Annotated in this window: 16 protein-coding genes; 2 read left to right on the forward strand and 14 right to left on the reverse strand. The window is 33.8% G+C overall.

The window, feature by feature from the left end; all coding sequences use genetic code 11:
• Positions 1-60: 60 nt before the first annotated feature.
• From HNP35_RS09460 to HNP35_RS09485, 6 genes are all read right to left on the reverse strand, one after another.
• A complete protein-coding gene (locus HNP35_RS09460; protein WP_184160659.1) occupies positions 61-666 on the reverse strand; it encodes a Crp/Fnr family transcriptional regulator in 606 nt (201 codons plus the stop codon).
• Positions 667-912: 246 nt separating this feature from the next.
• Positions 913-2,331, reverse strand: a complete 1,419-nt coding sequence (locus HNP35_RS09465; RefSeq protein WP_184160661.1) for a TolC family protein — start codon at positions 2,329-2,331, stop codon at positions 913-915.
• A gap of 319 nt (positions 2,332-2,650) precedes the next feature.
• A complete protein-coding gene (locus tag HNP35_RS09470; protein ID WP_184160663.1) occupies positions 2,651-5,818 on the reverse strand; it encodes an efflux RND transporter permease subunit in 3,168 nt (1,055 codons plus the stop codon).
• 12 nt (positions 5,819-5,830) lie between these two features.
• Positions 5,831-7,048, reverse strand: a complete 1,218-nt coding sequence (locus tag HNP35_RS09475) for an efflux RND transporter periplasmic adaptor subunit (RefSeq protein WP_184160665.1) — start codon at positions 7,046-7,048, stop codon at positions 5,831-5,833.
• A gap of 245 nt (positions 7,049-7,293) precedes the next feature.
• Positions 7,294-7,887 carry a TetR/AcrR family transcriptional regulator gene (locus HNP35_RS09480; protein ID WP_184160667.1) on the reverse strand — a complete coding sequence of 198 codons (594 nt, stop codon included), beginning with the start codon at positions 7,885-7,887 and terminating at the stop codon, positions 7,294-7,296.
• A gap of 426 nt (positions 7,888-8,313) precedes the next feature.
• Entirely contained in the window at positions 8,314-9,237 is a 924-nt protein-coding gene (locus HNP35_RS09485) for an SMP-30/gluconolactonase/LRE family protein (RefSeq protein ID WP_184160669.1), read from the reverse strand.
• A gap of 139 nt (positions 9,238-9,376) precedes the next feature.
• Between HNP35_RS09485 and HNP35_RS09490 the strand changes: the two genes are divergently transcribed.
• Positions 9,377-9,805, forward strand: a complete 429-nt coding sequence (locus HNP35_RS09490; protein ID WP_184160671.1) for a cupin domain-containing protein — start codon at positions 9,377-9,379, stop codon at positions 9,803-9,805.
• Position 9,806: 1 nt separating this feature from the next.
• Here HNP35_RS09490 and HNP35_RS09495 read toward each other — a convergent pair whose 3' ends face one another.
• The 3 genes from HNP35_RS09495 to HNP35_RS09505 all read right to left on the reverse strand — a co-directional run bounded on the left by HNP35_RS09495 (position 9,807) and on the right by HNP35_RS09505 (position 11,916).
• Positions 9,807-10,601, reverse strand: coding sequence for a hypothetical protein (locus HNP35_RS09495; RefSeq protein WP_184160673.1), 795 nt, complete (start codon positions 10,599-10,601; stop codon positions 9,807-9,809).
• A gap of 333 nt (positions 10,602-10,934) precedes the next feature.
• The gene (locus tag HNP35_RS09500; protein WP_184160675.1) at positions 10,935-11,438 is read right to left on the reverse strand and encodes a hypothetical protein; all 504 of its coding nucleotides are present in this window, start codon (positions 11,436-11,438) and stop codon (positions 10,935-10,937) included.
• A 61-nt stretch (positions 11,439-11,499) separates the two neighbouring features.
• Positions 11,500-11,916, reverse strand: a complete 417-nt coding sequence (locus HNP35_RS09505) for a hypothetical protein (RefSeq protein ID WP_184160677.1) — start codon at positions 11,914-11,916, stop codon at positions 11,500-11,502.
• 280 nt (positions 11,917-12,196) lie between these two features.
• On the opposite strand from HNP35_RS09505, the gene HNP35_RS09510 reads away from it, so the two are divergent.
• Positions 12,197-12,430, forward strand: a complete 234-nt coding sequence (locus HNP35_RS09510) for a hypothetical protein (protein WP_184160679.1) — start codon at positions 12,197-12,199, stop codon at positions 12,428-12,430.
• A 156-nt stretch (positions 12,431-12,586) separates the two neighbouring features.
• Here the strand turns inward: HNP35_RS09510 and HNP35_RS09515 are convergent, their stop codons facing one another.
• The 5 genes from HNP35_RS09515 to HNP35_RS09535 form a co-directional block, all read right to left on the reverse strand.
• Positions 12,587-13,834: an AAA family ATPase gene (locus tag HNP35_RS09515; RefSeq protein ID WP_184160681.1), complete on the reverse strand. Its 1,248-nt coding sequence runs from the start codon at positions 13,832-13,834 to the stop codon at positions 12,587-12,589.
• Positions 13,835-13,837: 3 nt separating this feature from the next.
• On the reverse strand, positions 13,838-14,695 hold the full coding sequence (locus HNP35_RS09520; protein WP_246453426.1) for a hypothetical protein: 858 nt from the start codon (positions 14,693-14,695) through the stop codon (positions 13,838-13,840).
• A gap of 427 nt (positions 14,696-15,122) precedes the next feature.
• Complete coding sequence (locus HNP35_RS09525) at positions 15,123-16,211, reverse strand: efflux RND transporter periplasmic adaptor subunit (RefSeq protein WP_184160684.1); 1,089 nt, start codon at positions 16,209-16,211, stop codon at positions 15,123-15,125.
• Positions 16,212-16,471: 260 nt separating this feature from the next.
• Positions 16,472-19,759: an efflux RND transporter permease subunit gene (locus HNP35_RS09530; protein ID WP_184160686.1), complete on the reverse strand. Its 3,288-nt coding sequence runs from the start codon at positions 19,757-19,759 to the stop codon at positions 16,472-16,474.
• Positions 19,760-19,771: 12 nt separating this feature from the next.
• Entirely contained in the window at positions 19,772-21,157 is a 1,386-nt protein-coding gene (locus tag HNP35_RS09535; RefSeq protein ID WP_184160688.1) for a TolC family protein, read from the reverse strand.
• Between the last annotated feature and the right edge of the window lie 165 nt (positions 21,158-21,322).

The following is a 21,322-nucleotide window of genomic DNA, read 5'->3' on the forward strand; positions in this document are numbered from 1 at the left end:
GTTTAAATTGTAGAACAAAGATAAATCTGGTCTTTCAGAAAAGCCTTTACATATGTTGATTCACGAACCTTTTTCCAGACTTTTTCTGATTCGGCTTAACTGTGTTGGCGTAATTCCCAAATGCGAAGCAATATGCAATAACGGAACGCGATCAGCAATTGTTGGATGTTTTTCAAGAAGACTAATATATCTTTCTGTTGCATTTTGCATTACCAAAGCCACTTCTCTTTGTTCTTTTTCGATAATCCAGTTTTTCTCCAAATGGGCGATATAGAAGTTTTTAAGATCATCGTTTTGATAGATCAACTCCATATATTTTTTATAGTCGATGTTGATTACGATGGAATCTTCTAAAGCTTCAAGTGTAAAATTAGAAGGAGTTTGGAGCATCAAAGAAACTTTAGAACCCGCAAAATAATTTTCCATAAAAAGATTTTTGTTATAGAAATTTCCTTCTTCATCTGTAATAAAAGCTCTTAAAATACCTTTTGCAATAAAATGAAGATTTTTAGCAATTTCTCCGTTTCTTAAAAGTGTTTCTCCTTTTTTAAGAGTTTGAAAATGTGTAGTGCTTTCTATCTGTTTCCAAGACTGATCAGAAAGCGGGTAATAACTTTCGATGGTTTTTTTTAGATTGTTGAGGTATATTTCTGGATTGAAATTCATAGATTGTTTTGGTTTTGCCACGAAGGCGCTAAGACACAAAGTTCACTGCCACGAATTTCACTAATTTTCGCGAATTATTTTTATAATTAGAGAGAAAAGAAATTAGTGAAAATTAGTGAAATTCGTGGCAAATAAAAAAACTTCGCGCCCTTGCGCCTTCGTGGCAAAAAGCAAAAAACGCCATGAAACCAAAATGGCCTCACAGCGTTTTCCTCTCAAAAAATAAATAATTAACGGGTACGGGTATTATTTCCAGCCGCCGCCAAGGGCACGATATAAATCGGTGTTAGCGGTTAACTGTTGTCTTTTTATATCTGCAAGTTCCAATTCGCTTTGCAAAAGATTTGCTTGTGCTGTCAAAACTTCCAAATATTCTGCTAAACCATTTTGAAATAGAAGGTTAGCGTTTTTAATTGCTTGTTGCAACGTTTTTACTTTTTCTTTTAAGAATGTTTCCTGTTGCTGTAATTTTTCTACTTTAACCAAAGCATCCGAAACTTCGCTTACCGCAACCAAAACAGATTGTCTAAAAGCCAAAACTGCTTTTTCTCTTTCTGCAACAGCAATATTATATTGCGTTCTCACTCTTTTGTTGTTTAAAAGAGGCTGAGTTAAACCTCCTGCAACAGTTCCGAATAATGATGCCGGAATATTGAACCAATTACTAGTTTCGAAAGAGTTTAATCCGCCTTGCGCCGTAATTCTGAGAGCTGGGTATAAATCCGCTTTCGTGATACCGACATTTGCGTTGGCAGCTTTAAGAGCCAGTTCGGCACTTTTTACATCAGGTCTTCTGCTTACTAAGGCAGAAGGAACGCCGATTGCTGTATTATGTTTTACTTCAAGTGCGCTTAAACGAACAGATCTTTCTTTAGAATTTGGAAATGAACCAGTTAAAACACTCAAAGCATTTTCCTGAATTGCAATATTTTGTTCCAATAACGGAATCAATTGCGCTGAGTTTAATTTCTGCGCTTCAGATTGTTGAATAGCCAAATTAGTTACCTGACCCGCATCGTATTTTAATTTGATAATATTTGTTGTACTATCATTTAAACGAAGATTTTGTCTGGCAATATCCAGTTGAGCGTCCAACATCAAAAGATTATAATATCCTCTCGAAACATTGGCAACAATATTGGTCTGCAATGCTTTTTTTACTTCTTCAGATTGAAGATATCCTGCGTAAGCCCCTTTCTTTTGGTTTCTGATCTTTCCCCAAATATCAGCCTCCCAAGAAAGAGAAGCTCCAGCAGAATAGTCGTCAATATGTTTGGCACCGATGGCCTGATTTAAGTTCAATCCCGTAAAACTATTGTCTGACGGATTGCTTGTGCTTGCGTTTACAAATAAATTAACCTGAGGCACATTTCCCCATTTTGACTGCGTAAAACGGTATTGTGCAATTTCGATGTTCTTTTCGGCAATCTGCAGGTCATTGTTTCTTGCAACAGCGCTGTCAATTAATTTGATAATATCTTTTTCTGTAAAGAAGTTTTTCCACTCCACATCGGCGATACTCGTAGTATCACTCGAAACCGATGCATTCCTGAAATTCTCAGGAAATGCATCTTTTGGAGTTTCAATATCCTTAGAGACTTTACAGGATATTAAAGTCGTGATCAGAATGGCGAAGGTCACGATTTTGGTTATATGATTTTTCATTAGTTTTTTTATTAAAATTCCTTTAACCCGTTTGGGGGTAATTTTTTTTGAAACACATAGAGACATAGTTCTTTTCAAATTTTAAAAAGGCGTTTCACTTGCTTAAATACACATAGTCCTATGTGTGGAAACTAGTTTCTTCTAATCTCTTTTTTCAACACTAAAAATCTATGTTTCTATATGTTTAATTTTCCTCAACAGATTATATCTCTGTACAAGTATCTTTTCTAGTTTCAAGATCTTTTGAGATTCTGTACGATATATATCCAATGCCAACTATGATGGCAACTAAAATGGTTGTGATATAGTTTTCCATATTTTATTTTTCTTCTTCATTATGAATTACAGCGATTGGTTTGCCGCTAAATTTTTCTTGTAAATGCTGGAATACTATGAATAATACCGGAATAATAAATAATCCTAGAATTACCCCCGAAAGCATTCCGCCCGCTGCTCCAATACTAATTGAATGATTTCCTTGTGCTGAAGGTCCTTTGGCACTCATCATTGGCACTAAACCAACTACGAAAGCAAGAGAAGTCATTATAATTGGTCGCAGACGTAATTTTGCTGCTTCAATAGAAGCTTTTACCAGAGCCTGCCCAGATTTTCGTTTCTGAACCGCAAATTCCACAATCAAGATGGCATTTTTGGCGAGAAGTCCAATCAGCATGACAAGTGCAACCTGAACATAAATGTTATTTTCAATTCCAGTTAAACCAATAGCTACAAATACTCCAAAAATACCTGCAGGGATTGATAAGATTACAGCCAAAGGCAAAATGTAACTTTCGTACTGTGCAGCAAGTAGGAAATAAACGAATATCAAACACAGTAAAAATATAGTTGCAGATTGTCCTCCAGACGAAATCTCCTCACGCGTTTGGCCCGAGAATTCAAACCCGTAACCTGCAGGCAATTGTTGTGCTGCTACTTCTTCAATGGCTTTAATGGCATCTCCGGAACTAAATCCTGGTTTCGGAATGGCATTAATCGAAATTGAATTAAATAGATTATATCTAGAAGCGGTTTCAGAACCATAAATACGAGTTAGTTTTACTAAAGTATTTATTGGCACCATTTCGCCGTTTTTATTTTTAACGAAAACACGGTCAATTGCGGTTGGATCGGCTCTGTCATCAATATCGGCCTGAACTACAACTCGATAGTATTTACCAAATCGGTTAAAGTCTGATGCCTGCGCGCTACCAAAATAAGCCTGCATAGTTTGCAAAATGTCTTTTACATTAACACCCAATTGATTTGCTTTTTCATCATTAACCTCCAATTGCAATTGAGGATAATCGGCTTTGAAAGAGGTAAAGGCTACAGCAATCTCAGGACGTTTCATTAATGCTCCGATAAATTCCTGAGAAATACCACTGAATTTATCCAGTTTTCCTCCTGTTTTATCTTGCAGAACCAAATCTAAAGCTTCAACATTACTAAATCCGGGAACCGTTGGGAAACTGAACACGAAGAAACTTCCGCCAGAAATTGAACCTAATTTACCACGAACCTGATTCATGATCTCGTCAATGTTTTTAACTTCTCCACGTTCCTCATTTGGTTTAAGCAATACGAAAACAACTGCAGAAGATGGACTTGTTGAATTCGTCAATAAGTTAAAACCAGAAATCGCTGTTACGAATCTTGAAGCATCTAAACCTCTTAAAGTATTTTCAGCTTCGGTCATTACTTTTTGAGTTCCGTCAAGCGAAGTTCCCGATGGCGTATTTACGGCAATTGCAATAAATCCTTGATCTTCTGTCGGAATAAATCCGGCAGGAGTTGTTTTTACCAATAAAACTGTTGCAGCAGTAATAGCAGCTAATCCGCCTAAACTCAACCATTTTTTTCTGATTAAGAATTTAATTCCGCCAACGTAACGGTTGGTCAACGATTCGAAACTGCTGTTGAAAGCGGTAAAGAATTTCTCTTTAAATCCTTTTTTCTCATAAGGCGCATCGTGATCGTGAGCTCCGTGATTATCTTTCAAGAATAAAGCAGCAAGAGCCGGACTCAATGTTAAGGCATTTACAGCCGAAATTACAATTGCGATTGCCATTGTAAAGGCAAACTGACGATAGAAAACTCCTGTTGAGCCTTCCATAAAACCAACCGGCAGGAATACAGCAGCCATTACCAACGTAATCGAGATAATAGCACCCGTTATTTCGTGCATTGCTTCATGGGTTGCGATTTTTGGAGACAAACGTTTATGCTCCATTTTCGCATGCACCGCTTCGACTACCACAATGGCATCATCGACCACAATACCTATCGCCAGAATTAAAGCGAAAAGCGTTAAAAGGTTGATCGAGAATCCGAATAACTGCATGAAGAAGAACGTTCCTAAAATTGCTACAGGTACAGCAATAGCCGGGATTAAAGTTGATCTAAAATCCTGAAGGAAAATAAATACCACAATAAATACAAGAATAAAAGCTTCGATCAAAGTATGTTCAACTTGTTCGATAGATTGATCAAGAGAAACTTTTGTACTGTAAAATATATTGTGTTTAATGCCTTTTGGAAAATCTTTAGAAGCCTTTTCCATCATTTTATTGATTGCAATCTGGATATCATTCGAGTTAGAACCCGCTAACTGAATCACCCCAATTACAATTCCTTTTTTACCATTCAAACGAGTTAAACTGTTATAAGAGTAAGCACCCAATTCAACTCTGGCTACATCTTTTAAACGAAGTACAGAACCGTCTGCGTTGGAACGAATTGCGATATTTTGATAATCTTCTGGTTTGGTAAGTTTACCTTTGTATTTAATAACGTATTCAAAAACCTCTTTGCTTCGCTCTCCAAATTTCCCTGGAGCAGCTTCCAAACTTTTGTCCTGAATTGCTCCCATAACTTCGCTTGGCGTAACATTATGAGTTGCCATTTGTGTCGGGTTTAACCAAACACGCATAGAGTAATCTTTTACACCACCAAAAATACTGGCAGAACCTACACCTGGAATACGTTTTAATTCCGGAATAATATTAATCTGTGCATAATTGGCAACAAAAGTCTGATCGTATTTCGCTTCATCATCGGTATACATACCAATGGCCATGATGAAAGAGTTTTGTTGTTTTGCTGTGATAACACCTTGCTGAACAACCTCTGCAGGCAATTGGCTTGTCGCTTGTGCCACACGGTTTTGAACGTTTACTGCAGCCTGATCGGCATCTGTTCCCAATTTAAAGAAAACAGTAATCGCTAAAGTACCATCGTTACTGGCAGTAGAACTCATATAAGTCATGTTTTCTACACCATTTATGGACTCTTCTAGAGAAGGCGCCACAGAACGTAAAACCGTTTCTGCGTTGGCTCCCGGATATACCGCCGTTACCAAAACCGATGGAGGCGCAATATCAGGAAACTGTTGTAAAGGCAGTTTAGTTAAACCTAATACTCCCAGAATAACCAATAAAATGGAAATTACGGTTGCCAGTACAGGTCTTTGTATAAATATTTTGAACATTGTGTTTTAGAATTATTTTTGATTAGTTACTTCGGCAACCTTAGTTGATTTTTCAGGCTGAATCGCTTGTCCGTCCTGAAGCTTGTCAATACCGCTTAACACGATTTGGTCGCCTGTTTTTACACCTTCTTTAATTAAATAATTAGTTCCGCTTTTACCTACAACTGTAATAGGCATTTTGGTCACTTTGTTGTCTTTACCTACAGTAAATACAAATACTTTGTCCTGCATTTCAACTGTAGCCGACTGCGGAACCAAAATCGCATCATCGTGATTTAATCCTAAACGGATTTTTCCTGTGTTTCCTGAACGTAAAGTTCCGTTTGTGTTTGGGAAAGTCGCTCTAAGAGTGATTGCGCCTGTAGTTTTATCAAACTGGCCGTCAACCATATCGATTTTTCCGGTTTTTGGATAATCAGTATTATCAGCTAAAATCAAATTAACTGGAGGCAGTTTTTTGATTTTATCTCCTAAAGAATTTCCAGCGTATTTCGATTTAAAGTTGATGAAATCCGTTTCACTTAAAGAGAAATAAGCAAATACTTCATGAACGTCTGAAAGTGTTGTTAAAGGCTCAATATCTGAAGCAGAAACCAAACTTCCTTGTTTTTTTGGTAATCTTCCAATATAACCGCTAACTGGAGCTGTTACATTTGTATATCCTAAGTTGATTTTAGCAGAACCAACCATTGCTTTTGCTTGTTCGATATTTGCTGCTGCGATTTTTTGAGAAGCTTTAGCCGTTTTTAACTGATAATCAGAAACTACTTTGTTCTGAACCAAAGGAGTTAATTTATCAACTTCTAAGTTTGCGTTGATTAAAGCTGCTTCGGCTGCATGAAGACTTGCCAAAGCATTGTTTAATTGCTCACGGAACGGACGTTCATTGATTTTGAATAAAGTTTGTCCTTTGCTTACATAAGCCCCTTCGTCTACATAGATTCTGTCAAGATTTCCGCTTACTTGCGGACGAATCTCAACGTCAACAGTTCCTTGTATAGAAGCAGGATATTCATTGTCTGTAGTAGTGTTTGCACTCGTGATAGCTAAAACTGGTAAAACCGGTGGAGGCGGAGCAGTTGGTGCCTGATTTTTATCAGCACAGCTGCTTAGTACTAATGCCAGAATAAAACTGGTTATAATTACATTTTTCATTTTCATTGTGGTTTTAATTGGTTGAACATTTTCTCGGATTAATTCTTTGGGCATTCTGGCATTCTCGGGATTCATATTTAATTGAATTAAATTATCTAACGTTGTTAAGTAAAAGTGCACAAACTTCCAAACTTTAATCATTTCCAATTGTTCTTAAATCAGTATTAAAATATTTAACGGCGTTAAGTAAAAGTCTAAAAAAAGAGTTTTATTACCTCGATTAAATTTTCTAACAGTGTTAAGTTAAACTTCTAAAAAAAAGGATTCTATCTTATCCTGTTTAAATCATTTTACACTGTTAAGTAAAATTGAAAATTTTTTTATTGTATGGATTTGATGATACCACCAATGGCATCTTTCAAAATTTGAGCATTAATTGTTTCTAAAATATCACTTTTATTAATGATGTTGATGGCGATTAAACCATGAATAACAGAAAAGAAAGTGAAGTACTTTTGTTTTATGATATCTTGACTCGGATTGCTGTCTTTCATTACTTCAGCAATAACCTGAGTAAATAATTTGTAAGGTCCCTCTTGAGCCGAACATCGTTGTGCACAGCAAGTCATTTGAACACCAAACATTAGTTGATACATTTCAGTATTAGTAAAAGCGAAGTCCCAATAGGTCATCCACATGGCTTCCAATTGATCTTCGGGTTTTTCAAACTTATCTATTGCAGTTTGTAACTCTTTAGTTAGTTTAATAAAACCTTTGCCAGTCAGTTCTTCTAAAATTGCTTCTTTATTCGAGAAATATTCATAAATAATAGGAGCAGTATATTCGATTCTGTCGGCAATTTTACGCATACTCAAACCATTCCAGCCTTCATCTTTTACGATATCATAAGCAGCGCCAAGGATGTTATTCCTTGTCTCTTCTTTTTGTCTTAAAATTCGATCTTTGCTAGCCATTGTATTCAAGTATTAAATCGTTTAACACTGTTAGGCAAATGTATGGCGGATTTTCGGATTTCAAAATATTTTTATCATAATATTTTCTTATCGTACGATAGATTGATTGAAAAGCCTTGATTTTATTGGTTTTTTGGATTTTAAAATTTTTTCAGGAGCAGAACATTTTTCATTTTTAAGAACGTTTTGTCCCGCTCTACATTATATCTTTTATGCCGAACCCCGGCATAAAAGGATGCCATTTCGATCGGGGCTAAGAGAGAACATCTCTTTTTATAAGAGCTTTGTCAAAGTGTTGTCACAAAGTTTGTCATTTCGACGAAGGAGAAATCTTCGCAAGTAGCTCGACAAAGATTTTCGAATTAGATTGCGAAGATTTCTCCTTCGTCGAAATGACAAGATTGTAAAAAATTGATGATTTATCGATTATTTCATTCCTCGAACGTTCATTTCTATCGCATAAACACTTTTGCCAGCAGTAATAAATAATGTTTTAAATTTTTTTCCTCCAAAACAAACATTAGCAGTCCAAGGTTCAGGAACATCAATATGAGATATTTTTTCTCCTTGCGGATTGAATATGGTAACTCCTTTTCCGCATAAGTAAATATTTCCGTACTCGTCTATTGTCATTCCATCTGAACCTGATTCAGTAAATAGCTTTTTTTTATCTAAAAACCCATTTTTTTCGATAGTATAAGAGTATGTTTTATTTCCTGCTATATCTGCAACGTATAAGGTTTTTCCATCCGAAGTTCCAATAATGCCATTTGGTTTTACAAGATCATTCTCAACGTTGATAATTTTGGATTTATCTGGAGATAAATAGTAGACGCATTCTTTCTCTATTTCTTTAGAAGTATGTTTCCAGTAATCCCTTTGGTAAAAAGGGTCTGTAAAATAGATACCGCCTTTTGGGTCAACCCAAAGATCATTAGGACCATTGAGCCTTTTTTCTTCAAAGTTGTTTAATATTACAGTATAATTTTTGTTTTGATCTATTTTCCAAAGTTCATTTTTTTCATCGGCGCAAGCCAAAAGATTACCTTTCTGATCAAAATACAAACCATTCGCTCTTCCTGCATTTTCCATAAAAACAGAAAGTTTGCCATAAACCGACCATTTCATGATTCTATTATTAGGCTGATCCGTAAAATAAATATTCCCTTTTTTATCCGAAGCAGGTCCTTCTGTAAAACTGAATTGATCTGATAGTTTTGTGAGAACTGCGTTTTGTGCTATTAAATTATGTTTTTCTTTTTCTACTATTTGAGCGTTTATGGAATTTGTAAAAACTAAAGTAATAACAAATATGAGGTATGATTTTATTTTAAGTTGGAGTGGGTTCATTATAAAAAGGATTAAAACTTGCTTTTGAAGCGGTTTTAAAAATAGTTTTTATTTCTGATATTAAATGCATTGAGATTAAAATAAAATTTTAATCTCAATTTATCCAAAAGCATTTTTTTGTATCATTACAATAAAAAAAATGAAAACGCTAACTATCCTAAAAACCACATTTGCTTTTTTGTTTTTCCAACAGACCTTCTCTCAGGAAGCCAAAAAAGAAACTCCGCAATACACAATCGAAAACTGTGTCAACCATTTTGAATTAGATAAAGCCAAGAAAACCAAAGTTGGATATCAATACTGGTTTGCCGATAAAGATTTCACTCAAGAAAATACGCTCAAAATGAGTATTGTAGAACCTGGAAAATCGACCCACGCGCCACATCATCATCCAGAAGAGGAATTCTTTTATATTCTGGAAGGTTCGGCTTCTTTTTTCTTAGATGGAAAAACGGTTGTTGTTGGTCCAAATACAAGCTTGTATTGTCCGCCAAATGCAGAACACGGAATTAGCAATGCAGGAAATACCGATTTGAAATATTTGGTTATTAAAAAAGATTTGAAATAGTTTACTTATTGATATTGTCAATAAACCAATGTAAATAGCTCGTTTTTATGCTTTCTAGAGAAATTTGTTTTAACAAAAGAGATTTTTTTGGCAGTATTTTCGAGAAAATTAAATTGACATTTAAATTTATTAATTGCTTAGAATTGTCAATTCGGATAGGCTGTCCGAGAACAGAATGAAAATCCAATTTATAAGTAGAGCCTGAATATTCTATATTGACAAAATTCCATGCATCATAAACTATAGCGATATGATTAACATCAGGGTTAGTCTCTTTGACATATTCGTTGTAGTTTTTAAAACTCTGTATTTCTTTTATTTTTTCTTTTCCGAGGTCATCTAATTTTCCTGTTTCATCGTCTATAAACCAATATAGCTGACCACGTTTTTTAGCAACTTCTAAAATTTCTCGTTTGCTAATTTTCTTTGAAAAATTAGAATCTATAAAATCAGTATTGAAGTTGTTTTTATTTTGGTTTAATTCTTCGAATAGGTTTTCAGTTCCGATCTTTTCAATTTTTTTGTTTGATAATTTAATAATCGTGTCCGAAATTTTAAGGTCGTTTTTCGTTGTTTCAGGATTATAATCGTATTTGTTAGTGATGTAATAGGAGGCAGTTAAAACGAAGTAAGAATCATTTTCTTGAAACTTAAAAATTTCTTTTCTTTCATATTCTCCTTTTTGTCCAAAATTGTAGTGTCCAATAGTATAATTTACCGTAAACTCTTTTTGAGAAGAAGTTTGCCCAATTAGTTTAAATGTAATCAGTAATAGTAGGAAAGGCAATTTGTTCATTATTAATCATTTTTGGATAAATGTACCAAAATTAGATTTTTCTATTTTCTTACTTGGTTCCAGGAGTGTTGTTCTATTATAAATAACGCTAAATAAATCTTTAAGCTAACACGAGCGAGAAGCTCACGCCAACAGATGATAAATTGCCCCTAGTTTCAACTAGGGAATTTTCTAATGTTTATATAAGCAAGGCTTTAGCCAAAATGCGCATTTTGGCTAAAGCCATCTTTATAATAGTCTAGCGAATCTCCATCTAAAGATGGAGGCAATTGATTTTTTAATTAAAATGTAAATAAAACTTTTAGGTCTACGCTAGCAGAAAATTGCTGAAAATTATCCAAAGTTTTTTGTAATATATTCGTCAAGTTTATTTTGATCAAGTGCTTCGATTACTTTCTCCATTTCCTTATTTTTTTTAATCGAAATACCTTTTTTATAAACATTAATCATAGAAACCAATCCAGCTTTAATGGCAGATGTTTTATCTGCATTTTTATTTTCTATAAAATAACTTGAATAGCTACCCATATACAAAACCAATAATTCATTGTTTTTACCATATAGCTTCATAATAGAACTATTCATTTCGACCGTGATAGTTGGAGTTCCCGAAACCCAATTAATTACAAAAGCATCGATTTGTTTTCTTTTATCTGTTTCTTTATCTAAATCAGTTTCTTCAAGCCATTTTGTAGCGCTAACAATATCATTTTCATATTTGACATAATCTGATTCTGTTTTTAATTTTATGTCTTGCGGTAAATCAAATTTTGTTTGTGAAGTTGCGCAGAATCCTGTAAATAGTGCAATTACAAATGTGATGATTGTTTTTTTCATGGTTTTGTTTTTTGGGTTAGTGAAAGTTATTTGTTTTTATTAAATGATTCTAATTTTTTAGTTAATCAAAATATTCAATTAATTCTTTATCCTCCATGACAATATGATCTGTTATATGAAAGACTTCTTTAATCCAAGGATGTTCTAAAGCATGTTTTCTATCAAGTATTTTTCCAAGAAGAGGGTGATTCCATGGTGATTCTTCTTTGTCAATTAAGCCTATTTGATATTCGTCATTTTCACTGAGCCAGATTCTAAATGGAAACGAAAATCTATTTTTCGGTTCGTCGTCTGTTCCCCAGTCTCCAATGCTGATTATTCCAACTGCAAATTTATCTTCGTGTCCTTTTGTGAATTTTAAATAATAAATTGCGAATGCATCTTCATCTTTATATACAAATCGAGTTAATTTGGTAGTTTTGTTGTTACAACAGTCGCAAACTTCGATGTTTGGCTCTTCGAATTCTATTCGTATCATTTAAAATATTTAATAGCTTTTCAAATGTATAATTTTCAATTGTGATTTAATACATTTAGTTGAGTTTGTTCTTTTAGAAATATCAGATATTATTTTTGAAAGAAAAATCTTTCTTTTTAATAGTTTTTCTATATTTGAAGTTCCTATAATTACGACTTTAAATTAGAACAAGATTTGCCCTTGTATTATGTGTACGGTATCGGAAACGACCGTAAACGCTGTCGTAGGCGTTAGGAACACTAAGATGCAAGGGTTTTTATATTCCTAATACTACGACATTATGAGTACAAACACCCTTTCCAAAGAAGCCGAAAGAAGGCTGATTGATTTTTTTAACCATATTATAGATCCCGAAGATATGGCTAAAATACTAAGACAAGTAAATTGCATTTTAGCACTCGGCGTAATGCGACAGCACGAAACCCTCCAAATAGGCCTAACCAATTTTGAAGACAATTATTATTGGCTCAATGAATTGGCGGAGATTTTGAATCCTTATTTGAGTGAGGAATAAGGTTTATAAAAATGGAAAAACCTCGATTTTTAATTAATCGAGGTTTTATTTAGAGTAAAATTTAAAATCGAAGCTTAAGTCTTCTTACAATTATTTAAGATTAGAAATTCTTTGTGTTCACGAACGAGACACTTGCACTAACAGGGAAATTATTACTTATCTAAATAAATTAATAATTTTACGTCCCACACTAAATTTTGATACAGAATCAACTTCTTCATGCTCAATGTCAATATAATTGTTATCCTGTATATACTTTAAAAAAACTTTTTTTATTTGTTTATTTATATCACGCATATTTTTATATTTTGAAACATTTATCAATTTTGTAAAATAATTAATCGTATTTTCAGGAAATTCTATATTATATTCTTGTTTGACTTTTTTTATTAAACTTCCAACTCTGAATTCAATATATTTTTCTTTGTCTTTATTGCTTAATACGGTAAACATACATTTATAATTAAATCTTGATCTTAATTCAGGAGAAATCCTTTTAGAAAAATCCTCTTTAGTAATATTTGATGTAAAAACAATAATAAAACCATTTAAGTCGATTTCATCTCCCAATGAACTTGTCATTTTTCCACTTTCTAATACATCTAAAAAATAATTAAATAAAGAAGCATTTGATTTTTCAAATTCATCAATTAATAGTATTCCTACATCAGTATCCCTAACTTTCATAAATATTTCGCCATCGTCACTACCTGTATATCCTCGTGCAGAACCAATTAATGAACTTAAGGAAAATTCATTACTGTAATTACCAAAATTTATTTTAGCCAATTTCTTTTTTCCATTAAGACAATTAAACATTGTTCGTGCCACTTCAGTTTTACCGACCCCTGAATCACCCATTAAAAATAAAGAAAGTATTTTGTGTTCTCCTAGCTTATTGAAAATTCTGAAAGTATTTATTTCTTGTTCTAAATCATCTTTAAATTTTGGATGTCCATATAGTTTCTCTCTAAAATTTTGAAAAAATATTGTAATATCTTCATTGTCTAAGTCTATAATTTTGTTATGTCTTTTTTGTGGTTTTATTTCGTCAGAATCACTATTTAAATTAACTTCTTTCTTTAAATAGCTCTTTTCTACATCATTAAAGTATTCAAAAACAAAACGTAATTCATATGATAAAAGTTTTTTGTGCTTTTTATCAGCAATAAAAATAATTTCATCATCAAATAAGGGTAATACTTGTTCTGGTAATAATTGAAGACTGACATATTCTGAAAGAACTGAAAGATCAATAATTGTAGATTCTGAATCTAGATCGTAAATTAACTCATTATCTTTTATAAATTTTGAAATACTAGCAATAGAATAACCTTCACTATATTTAAGTTCTTTATAGTCGAAAAAATCGTCTTTTTCATAAAATAATAACTCAGATCTCATTTGTTACATTTTTTTTGATGAAATATTTACATTCTGTACTATTGCTAACAAATCAATGTAATGATAGTCATTTCCATCTCCAGAGCTTTTAAAATCAAAAGGTGTACTGCTCACATTTTGTGAATAATGACTATCTTGTATTTCTTCATCTTCTTTATTAGCATTAAAAGAATTTTGAAGTTGACCAATCTCTTGGAAATATTCAAAGGAATTTTTTAAATCATCAACTTTTATTTTTCCTTTATAAAGACCAACTATTGAAACTCTTCCAACGAATAGATCATCAACGCTATATGAGCTCTCGAATTCACTTTCAAATGTTAAAGGGATTTTAAATAAAATCTTATTATCTAAATTTTCATTTTCTCCTTTAATTTTATACGCATAGTCTTTAAACATAGAGTTAAAAATATTATTCATATCCATTCCATTGTTTCCAGGTGCTATTAAATCTTTAAAAGCTCCACTATTCATAAATTTGACCATTCTAAGTTCGGCTTCGTTCTCAAGGGATAGTTTTATGTTATCTAATTTAATAAGTTCTCCTTCCTCAATTTTTTCAAAAGAAATAATCGTATTACTATTTTTTACAACGTCATCAAGGATTACTGATTTAGTTGTTTTAATTTCAAAAGTTTCTAAGACTTTGTTTGATTTTGAACCCTTAATATTTCCTCCAGATTCAATGTCTCCTAATTTAAACAAATCCATAAAGTTTAATCCAAATTTTGCTTTTAGTGACGCATCTCCTTCAAGGATATTATCTTTAGTTATTTCTTTACTTAAAGAAACTACATTACTAAGCATCATTTTTATTTCATAAACTTTAGGAAAGTTGATGTAATATATGTTAAAAATCATATTTATAGAGATTAATTATTGTTTTAATTGTTATTCAATTATAAATGTATTTGCTTAAAAATATTTTACGTTACGGAAAACCGTAGATGTCCACTAATAATTTTTTAAACAAAATTTAAAAATGATAATTGATTTTAAAATAAAAGAAGTTTAATATGTCAAAACTATTTATTTTATGAATTATTTACTCCAAAAATAAAAATGTTTGATTTTTTTTAAAACTAATTCTAAGATAGAATAAAAGCATTTTAATAATTAATAAATATATAAAAATGAAAATAAGTTTTCACTAATATTTACCAAACAAAAAAAAGGACAGTCCCTCCAATTAAAGAAGAACTGCCCTTTTAGGCAAATTTAAAAATTTGCATTCCTAAGAATGCGTACAGTTTTTGGGTAATCTACTAAAAAGAAGACTAAACGCAGGTTATTCGTTTATGTGATCGCCTTCTTTAGTTTCTTCGCTGGCAATTTTTACCAGTTTATCGTTTGGAGTCAAATCGCCGAAAATTTCAATTTTATCTTCGATTTCTCTTCCTTTTTTAATGTCCACTCTTGTCGCTTTGTGGTTTACTACTTTTACTACATATAAACCCTCAGCAGAATTTACTACTGCTGTTTTTGGCACTACATACGTGCTGTCTTTCGCGTTAAGCGGTAATAAAACTTCGGCAACCATTCCAGGCAATAAATTTCCTTTGGTATTGTGAACGTCCATTTCTACACGCTCAGAACGTAATTTTAAATCTAAAGCGCCAGACATTCTGGTAATTTTTGCTGTAAAAGTATCAGGCAACGATTTTACATTAAAACTCATATTGTCGCCTGGGTGCAAATATCCTGTGTACAATTCTGGTACAGAAACCGCCAAACGCAATTTGCTTTGTTCTTGAATTGTTAATAAAGGTAAATCTGAACCTTTTCCTGCTGGACCAACAAATGTTCCTAAATTGACATTTCTAGCCGCTACAACGCCATCAAACGGAGCACGAATTTCTAGATAACCTCTCATAATCGAGATTTCTTTGTGCGCTGCAATTGCTGCTTGGTATTGTGCGTAATCAGAGTTCTTTTTACCGCTTGCCATTTCTAAGTCGTTTTTAGAAATCGTTCCTTCCACTTTGCTTGTTTCGTACAAACGATTGTAAGTGCTTTTGCTGGTTGCATAAATGGCTTCCATAGATTTCAGTCTCGATTCGGCAGCAGCCAATTGCGAACTGATTTCTGGCGCTTCTAAAACAATTAAAAGCTGTCCTTTTTTTACTTTAGAACCAATATCAACTTTTAATGTTTTTACGAAACTGCTCACTTTTGCGTACAAATCAACTTGTTGGAAACCCGTTAATTCAGCAGGCAAACGCAATTCTGTAGTCAGTTTTTCTTTCGCTAAAAGGAAAGTTTCAACTTTAGGTTCGATTTCTGGTTTTGCAGTTTCTTCTTTTTTCTTTTCGCAACCGCTTAATACAACTAGTGCTGTAAATAATAATGCAGATGATTTTATAATGTTACTTTTCATTTTTTGGTTTTATATAATGAATATGTTTTTAACTCTTTTGGAGTAGTTATTTTAACACATAGATACATAGCTTTTCTTTGCGTATAAAAGGCATTTCACTTTTTTAAACACATCCCGAAGCTTCGGGACTATGTGTGAAAACTAGTTTTTTCTTTTACCTTTTTTTATTTAAAATTAAAATTTATGTTTCTATGTGTTAAAATAATTACACTCAAAGAGTTATGACTTTCGACTTTCCAACTTTCGGCTTTATGACTTTATTACTTTCCAACTTTCGACTTACTGATAGATGAGATATAATGGATGCTTTCTTCGTCTTCAGGATCTAAAGAAACAGATTGTGTCGATGTTTTTTCTTGTGCCCACGCAAATATCTGCGGAAGGATTAACAATACGGCAAAAGTAGAAAATAATAATCCGCCGATAACCGCTCTTCCTAATGGAGAAACTTGATCGCCTCCTTCGCCGTGTCCAATTGCCATTGGCAACATACCCATGATCATCGCAACAGAAGTCATGATAATCGGACGAAGACGCAACGCAGCTGCTTCTCTTGCAGATTCTAAGGCGTTTCCGTTTATTTTTCTGAGCTGTTCGGCATTCGTAACCAATAAAACGGCATTGGCAATAGAAACCCCAACCGACATGATGATTCCCATATACGATTGTAAGTTAAGCGTAGAACCTGTAATAGTCAGCATTAATAAAGCACCTAAAACTACGGCTGGAACTGTCGTTAAAATTACTAACGAAACTTTAAACGATTGGAAATTAGCAGCCAACATTAAGAAGATTACAAAAACAGCGACCAACAAACCTGTCTGTAAACTGCTTAATGTTTCCGTTAATACCGTACTTAGTCCGATTGGTGTGATAAATAAACCACGTGGTAACTCGCCCAAAGAACTAATTGTTTTACTCACATCTTTTGATGCCGTTCCTAAGTCGGTCTGGTAGATGTTTGCCGTAACGGTAATGTATGGCATGGCTCCTAAATTGTCATTTTCACCACTTACAAATCCCGGTGTAATTTTAGCAACGTCACTTAAAACTGGACGAAGTGAATTTTTCAAGACTGGAATTTCTCCAATATCGGTTTTGCTTTTCATTTTATTTAAAGGCACTTGAACCTGAACAGAATACGATAATCCTGCTTTTTCATCAACCCAGTTATTTTTTTCGGTATAACGAGAAGATGAGGTTGAAGCTACAAGTGAACGCGAAATGTCATTCATATCAACTCCTAGTTCGGCAGCGCGAGTTCTGTCAATATCAATATTCATTGCGGGATAATGTATTGGCTGACCAATTTGTACATCTCTGAAATAAGAAATTGCTTTTAGTTTATCTACAATTTGAGTCGCGTACAATTCGTTTTTCTTTTTGTCTTTTCCGGCAACTCGAATCTCAATTGGAGTAGGAGAACCTTGGCTTAAAACTTTATCTGTCAATTCGATTGGCTCAAAAGAAAGTTTAGTGTCTGGCAATACTTTTTTAATTCTTGCTCTAAATTCATCTTTAAAGTCATCCATATCTTCTTCAAAGTCTTTTAAACTTACTTGGAAAACCGCTTCGTGAGAACCTGCCATGAATAAATAAATCGGGTTGATCGAGAATAAAGAAGGGTGTTGTCCAACATAAACAGATGAAATTCCTATATGTTCTTTTCCGACCATTTTTTCCAATTCTTTCAAAACAACTCTCGCTTGTTCTTCTGTTCTTTCCAAACGCGTTCCGTCAACAGCACGCATTCTTAATTGGAACTGACTAGAATTTGTTCTAGGAAAAACATCTTTACCAATAAAATTGATAAATAAAACCGCCAGAAGAATTGAGCCAGTTAAATAAATAATAGTCGTAGCTTTTTTGTGAACAAACAAACGATCTAAAGTTCGCATAAAACGAATTTTGAAACGCTCAAACGGACTTATTTTTCCGTTGTTGTTTGTGTCTTCTCTTTCTACGTAACCTTTTTTCTGAGTAATCAGATTTTGTTCCGATTCTGGAGTAATGCCGCTGTCATTAAATTCAGCTTCATCATCTGTGATTTCTGGTCCGTGTGCATGTTTTTCATGACCTTTCATCATCCAGTTTGCCATTACGGGTACAAAGGTTTGTGAAAGCAAGAATGAAATTACCATTGAGAATCCAATTGCTAAAGCTAAAGGCAAGAACAACGCTCCTGGAATACCAACCATTGTAAATGCTGGTGCAAATACGGCTAGAATACAAAGTAAGATCAATAATTTAGGCAAAGCAATTTCCTGACAGGCATCCCAAATGGCGAGTGCTTTTGGTTTTCCCATGTCGAGATGCTGGTGAATATTTTCGATTGTAACGGTACTTTCATCCACCAAAATACCAATTGCCAGCGCTAATCCTGATAAAGACATTAGGTTGATCGTTTGTCCGAATAATTTCAGGAATAAAACTCCAGAAATAATCGAAATTGGAATCGTCATAATTACGATTAAAGCCGCACGACGGTCACCTAAGAATAATAAAACCATTAATCCGGTAAGAACCGCACCGATAATTCCCTCAGTAATCAAACTTTTAACCGAGTTGATTACATAAACCGACTGGTCAAATTCGTACGTAATGTTTACGTCTTCTGGAAGTGTACTCTGAATTTTAGGCAATTCTTTTTTCAATTTCTGAACCACATCCCAAGTCGAAGCGTCTCCCGCTTTTGCAATACTAATATAAACCGAACGTTTTCCGTTTACTAAAGCATAACCTGCTGTAATATCTGCACCGTCTTTTACAGACGCAACATCGCCTAATTTTAAGTTTTGAACACCGCCTTTGAATAACGGAATTTGTTCAAAATCTTTAACTTCTTTAATCGTATTATTGGTTGGCGTAATATAGTTTTTGTCGCCCATACGCACGTTTCCAGACGGAGCCGTTTGGTTGTTCAAACGAATCGCATCTACGATTTGGTCTGGCGTCATATTATGAGAACGCAATAAATCTGGATCTACGTTTACCTCAATTGTTCTTGGGCTTCCGCCGAAAGGAGCTGGAGATAATAAACCAGGAATTGCAGTAAACGAAGCACGAACATAAACGTTGGCTAAATCCTGTAATTCGTTATTTGATCGTATTTTACTGCTCAAAACCAATTGTCCAATTGGAAGTGAAGAAGCATCAAAACGAATGATAAAGGGAGGCTGTGTTCCCGGGGGAAAAGCCGCTTGAATACGATTCGAAAGCGCACTTAATTCGGCAGCAGCCTGCGCCATATTGGTTCCTTCGTAATAGGTTAATTTCATAATCATTAACCCTTGAATATTTTTAGTTTCTACCGATTTGATACCGTTCGAGAAAGGCAAAACGTTTACGTAGTTTTTGGCAAAATAAGCTTCCATCTGGTCTGGCGTATAACCTCCAAACGGATGCGCAATATAGATAACCGGCAAATTCATTTTTGGCAGAATATCTACCTTAATGTCTTTGATGGCACCAATTCCGAAGAAAAATAGACCCGCAACCAATACTAAAATGGAAATGGGTTTGCGGAGTGCAAAACGTATTAAATTCATTAGGATTTATAATTAAAATTCATTTATAAATAAGTCAAAATTTCCTGTTGCAGCGACTTTCAATAAGTACGATTGCCACACATTATTATTGACAATATCTCGATCGATTTCAGCGCGATTTAAAACATACATGGTTTGTGTTAAATCGGTCAAATCGGTTAAACCGTTTTTGTATAAAGTTGATTTTTGCAAATAAGCTCTTTTTGCTGCATCAACTTGAATTGGCGCTTCCGCATAGTTTTCAAGCGTGATTTTGATTTTATCTTCTGCAAAATTTAACTGCGATTTCAATTCTCTATCGGCTTGATTGTATTCTTCTTGCAAAGCTTGAGAAACAAATTTCTGAGCGCTAACTTGTTTGCTTGATCTGAACGGCGTGGTTAAATTCCACGTAATTCCAACTCCAATTAAATAATTAGTTCGATCTGGATTTACGCCATCCCAATAATTTCTGCTGAAAGCGGTTTGATCTGAAGCATAAGTATTTTCAAATCCTGAAGCTCTGGTTTGTAAAACACCAAAAGCGCTCATTGTTGGATAATAAAAACGTTTGTATAATTTAACCTGCTGATTGCTGTAATCGATTTTGGTTTTATAAAGTTGTAATAAAGGATGAAGACTGTCATTTGCTGCGCTTGCTTGAACTAATTCTTTTGGAATCTGAGTTACAAAAAGCGTATCAGTAACAAAATCTTGCGGTGCAACACCCATTAAATCGACTAATTTGTTGTTTTGTTCCTTAACGAAATTCTTTGCTAAGTTTAAAGCAATTTTAGCTTTAGAAACTTCGGCTGTAGCCAATGTAGAATCGACTCCTGCCAATAAACCGTTTTTAACTCGCGCAACAGCTGTCTTTTTGAAAACTTCTGCGCGATCTAAGTTCTTTTGCTGTGAAATCAGTAATCTTTGGCTTGCTAATAAATTCAAATAAGCAGCCGAAATTTTGATTTCTTGCTGGAATTTTTCCTGCTGTAAATCTTTTTCTTTAGCCTGAACATCAATTTTAGATAAATTGATTTTTTCCTGTGTTTTTCCGAAAGTGAAAAAATCCCAGTTCATGTTGACTAAATAAAGTGCACCGAAAGCCGAATTCCAGTTTTGTTCCGGAAGAGGCAAACCTGATGAAGCAACTCCTAAACCTCCAAATCCGTAAAGCGGTCCGTTTTGTCCGTTTACAGTTCCGTAATCCTGCTGCGCCGATAAGTTAAGGTTGGGCAGATAATCGCGACGAGATTGTTTTAGAGTTTCTTTTGATGCATTGGCGTAATTGTTTTTTGCTCTGACCGAACCGTAGTTTTCAAGCCCTGTTTTTACAGCTTCTTTAAGAGAAAGGGTTTGAGAGTAACCGATTGAGGCAAAAATCAATAAAAATAAAATGGTAATTTTTTTGAAATACATAAACTCAAGGTGTGATATGAAATGTTTTTGATGAAACAAATTTATTTCTCTTACACTGATAAAAGTGATGTTAAGTGATGTACTGCACTAGTAAATGACGAATTGAATTTGTCATTTTTACGAAATATAAATTAAATATTTGTTCGTACTTTGTAACCTATTTCA

Origin of the sequence: Flavobacterium notoginsengisoli, assembly GCF_014207905.1 — a bacterium.
GTDB classification, from domain to species: domain Bacteria; phylum Bacteroidota; class Bacteroidia; order Flavobacteriales; family Flavobacteriaceae; genus Flavobacterium; species Flavobacterium notoginsengisoli_A.

Excerpts from the sequence above, each read along its gene's own strand:
- HNP35_RS09460 (WP_184160659.1), bottom strand. The coding sequence starts at position 666 with ATGAATTTCAATCCAGAAATATACCTCAACAATCTAAAAAAAACCATC.
- HNP35_RS09465 (WP_184160661.1), bottom strand. The coding sequence starts at position 2,331 with ATGAAAAATCATATAACCAAAATCGTGACCTTCGCCATTCTGATCACG.
- HNP35_RS09470 (WP_184160663.1), bottom strand. The coding sequence starts at position 5,818 with ATGTTCAAAATATTTATACAAAGACCTGTACTGGCAACCGTAATTTCC.
- HNP35_RS09475 (WP_184160665.1), bottom strand. The coding sequence starts at position 7,048 with ATGAATCCCGAGAATGCCAGAATGCCCAAAGAATTAATCCGAGAAAAT.
- HNP35_RS09480 (WP_184160667.1), bottom strand. The coding sequence starts at position 7,887 with ATGGCTAGCAAAGATCGAATTTTAAGACAAAAAGAAGAGACAAGGAAT.
- HNP35_RS09485 (WP_184160669.1), bottom strand. The coding sequence starts at position 9,237 with ATGAACCCACTCCAACTTAAAATAAAATCATACCTCATATTTGTTATT.
- HNP35_RS09490 (WP_184160671.1), top strand. The coding sequence starts at position 9,377 with ATGAAAACGCTAACTATCCTAAAAACCACATTTGCTTTTTTGTTTTTC.
- HNP35_RS09495 (WP_184160673.1), bottom strand. The coding sequence starts at position 10,601 with ATGAACAAATTGCCTTTCCTACTATTACTGATTACATTTAAACTAATT.
- HNP35_RS09500 (WP_184160675.1), bottom strand. The coding sequence starts at position 11,438 with ATGAAAAAAACAATCATCACATTTGTAATTGCACTATTTACAGGATTC.
- HNP35_RS09505 (WP_184160677.1), bottom strand. The coding sequence starts at position 11,916 with ATGATACGAATAGAATTCGAAGAGCCAAACATCGAAGTTTGCGACTGT.
- HNP35_RS09510 (WP_184160679.1), top strand. The coding sequence starts at position 12,197 with ATGAGTACAAACACCCTTTCCAAAGAAGCCGAAAGAAGGCTGATTGAT.
- HNP35_RS09515 (WP_184160681.1), bottom strand. The coding sequence starts at position 13,834 with ATGAGATCTGAGTTATTATTTTATGAAAAAGACGATTTTTTCGACTAT.
- HNP35_RS09520 (WP_246453426.1), bottom strand. The coding sequence starts at position 14,695 with ATGATTTTTAACATATATTACATCAACTTTCCTAAAGTTTATGAAATA.
- HNP35_RS09525 (WP_184160684.1), bottom strand. The coding sequence starts at position 16,211 with ATGAAAAGTAACATTATAAAATCATCTGCATTATTATTTACAGCACTA.
- HNP35_RS09530 (WP_184160686.1), bottom strand. The coding sequence starts at position 19,759 with ATGAATTTAATACGTTTTGCACTCCGCAAACCCATTTCCATTTTAGTA.
- HNP35_RS09535 (WP_184160688.1), bottom strand. The coding sequence starts at position 21,157 with ATGTATTTCAAAAAAATTACCATTTTATTTTTATTGATTTTTGCCTCA.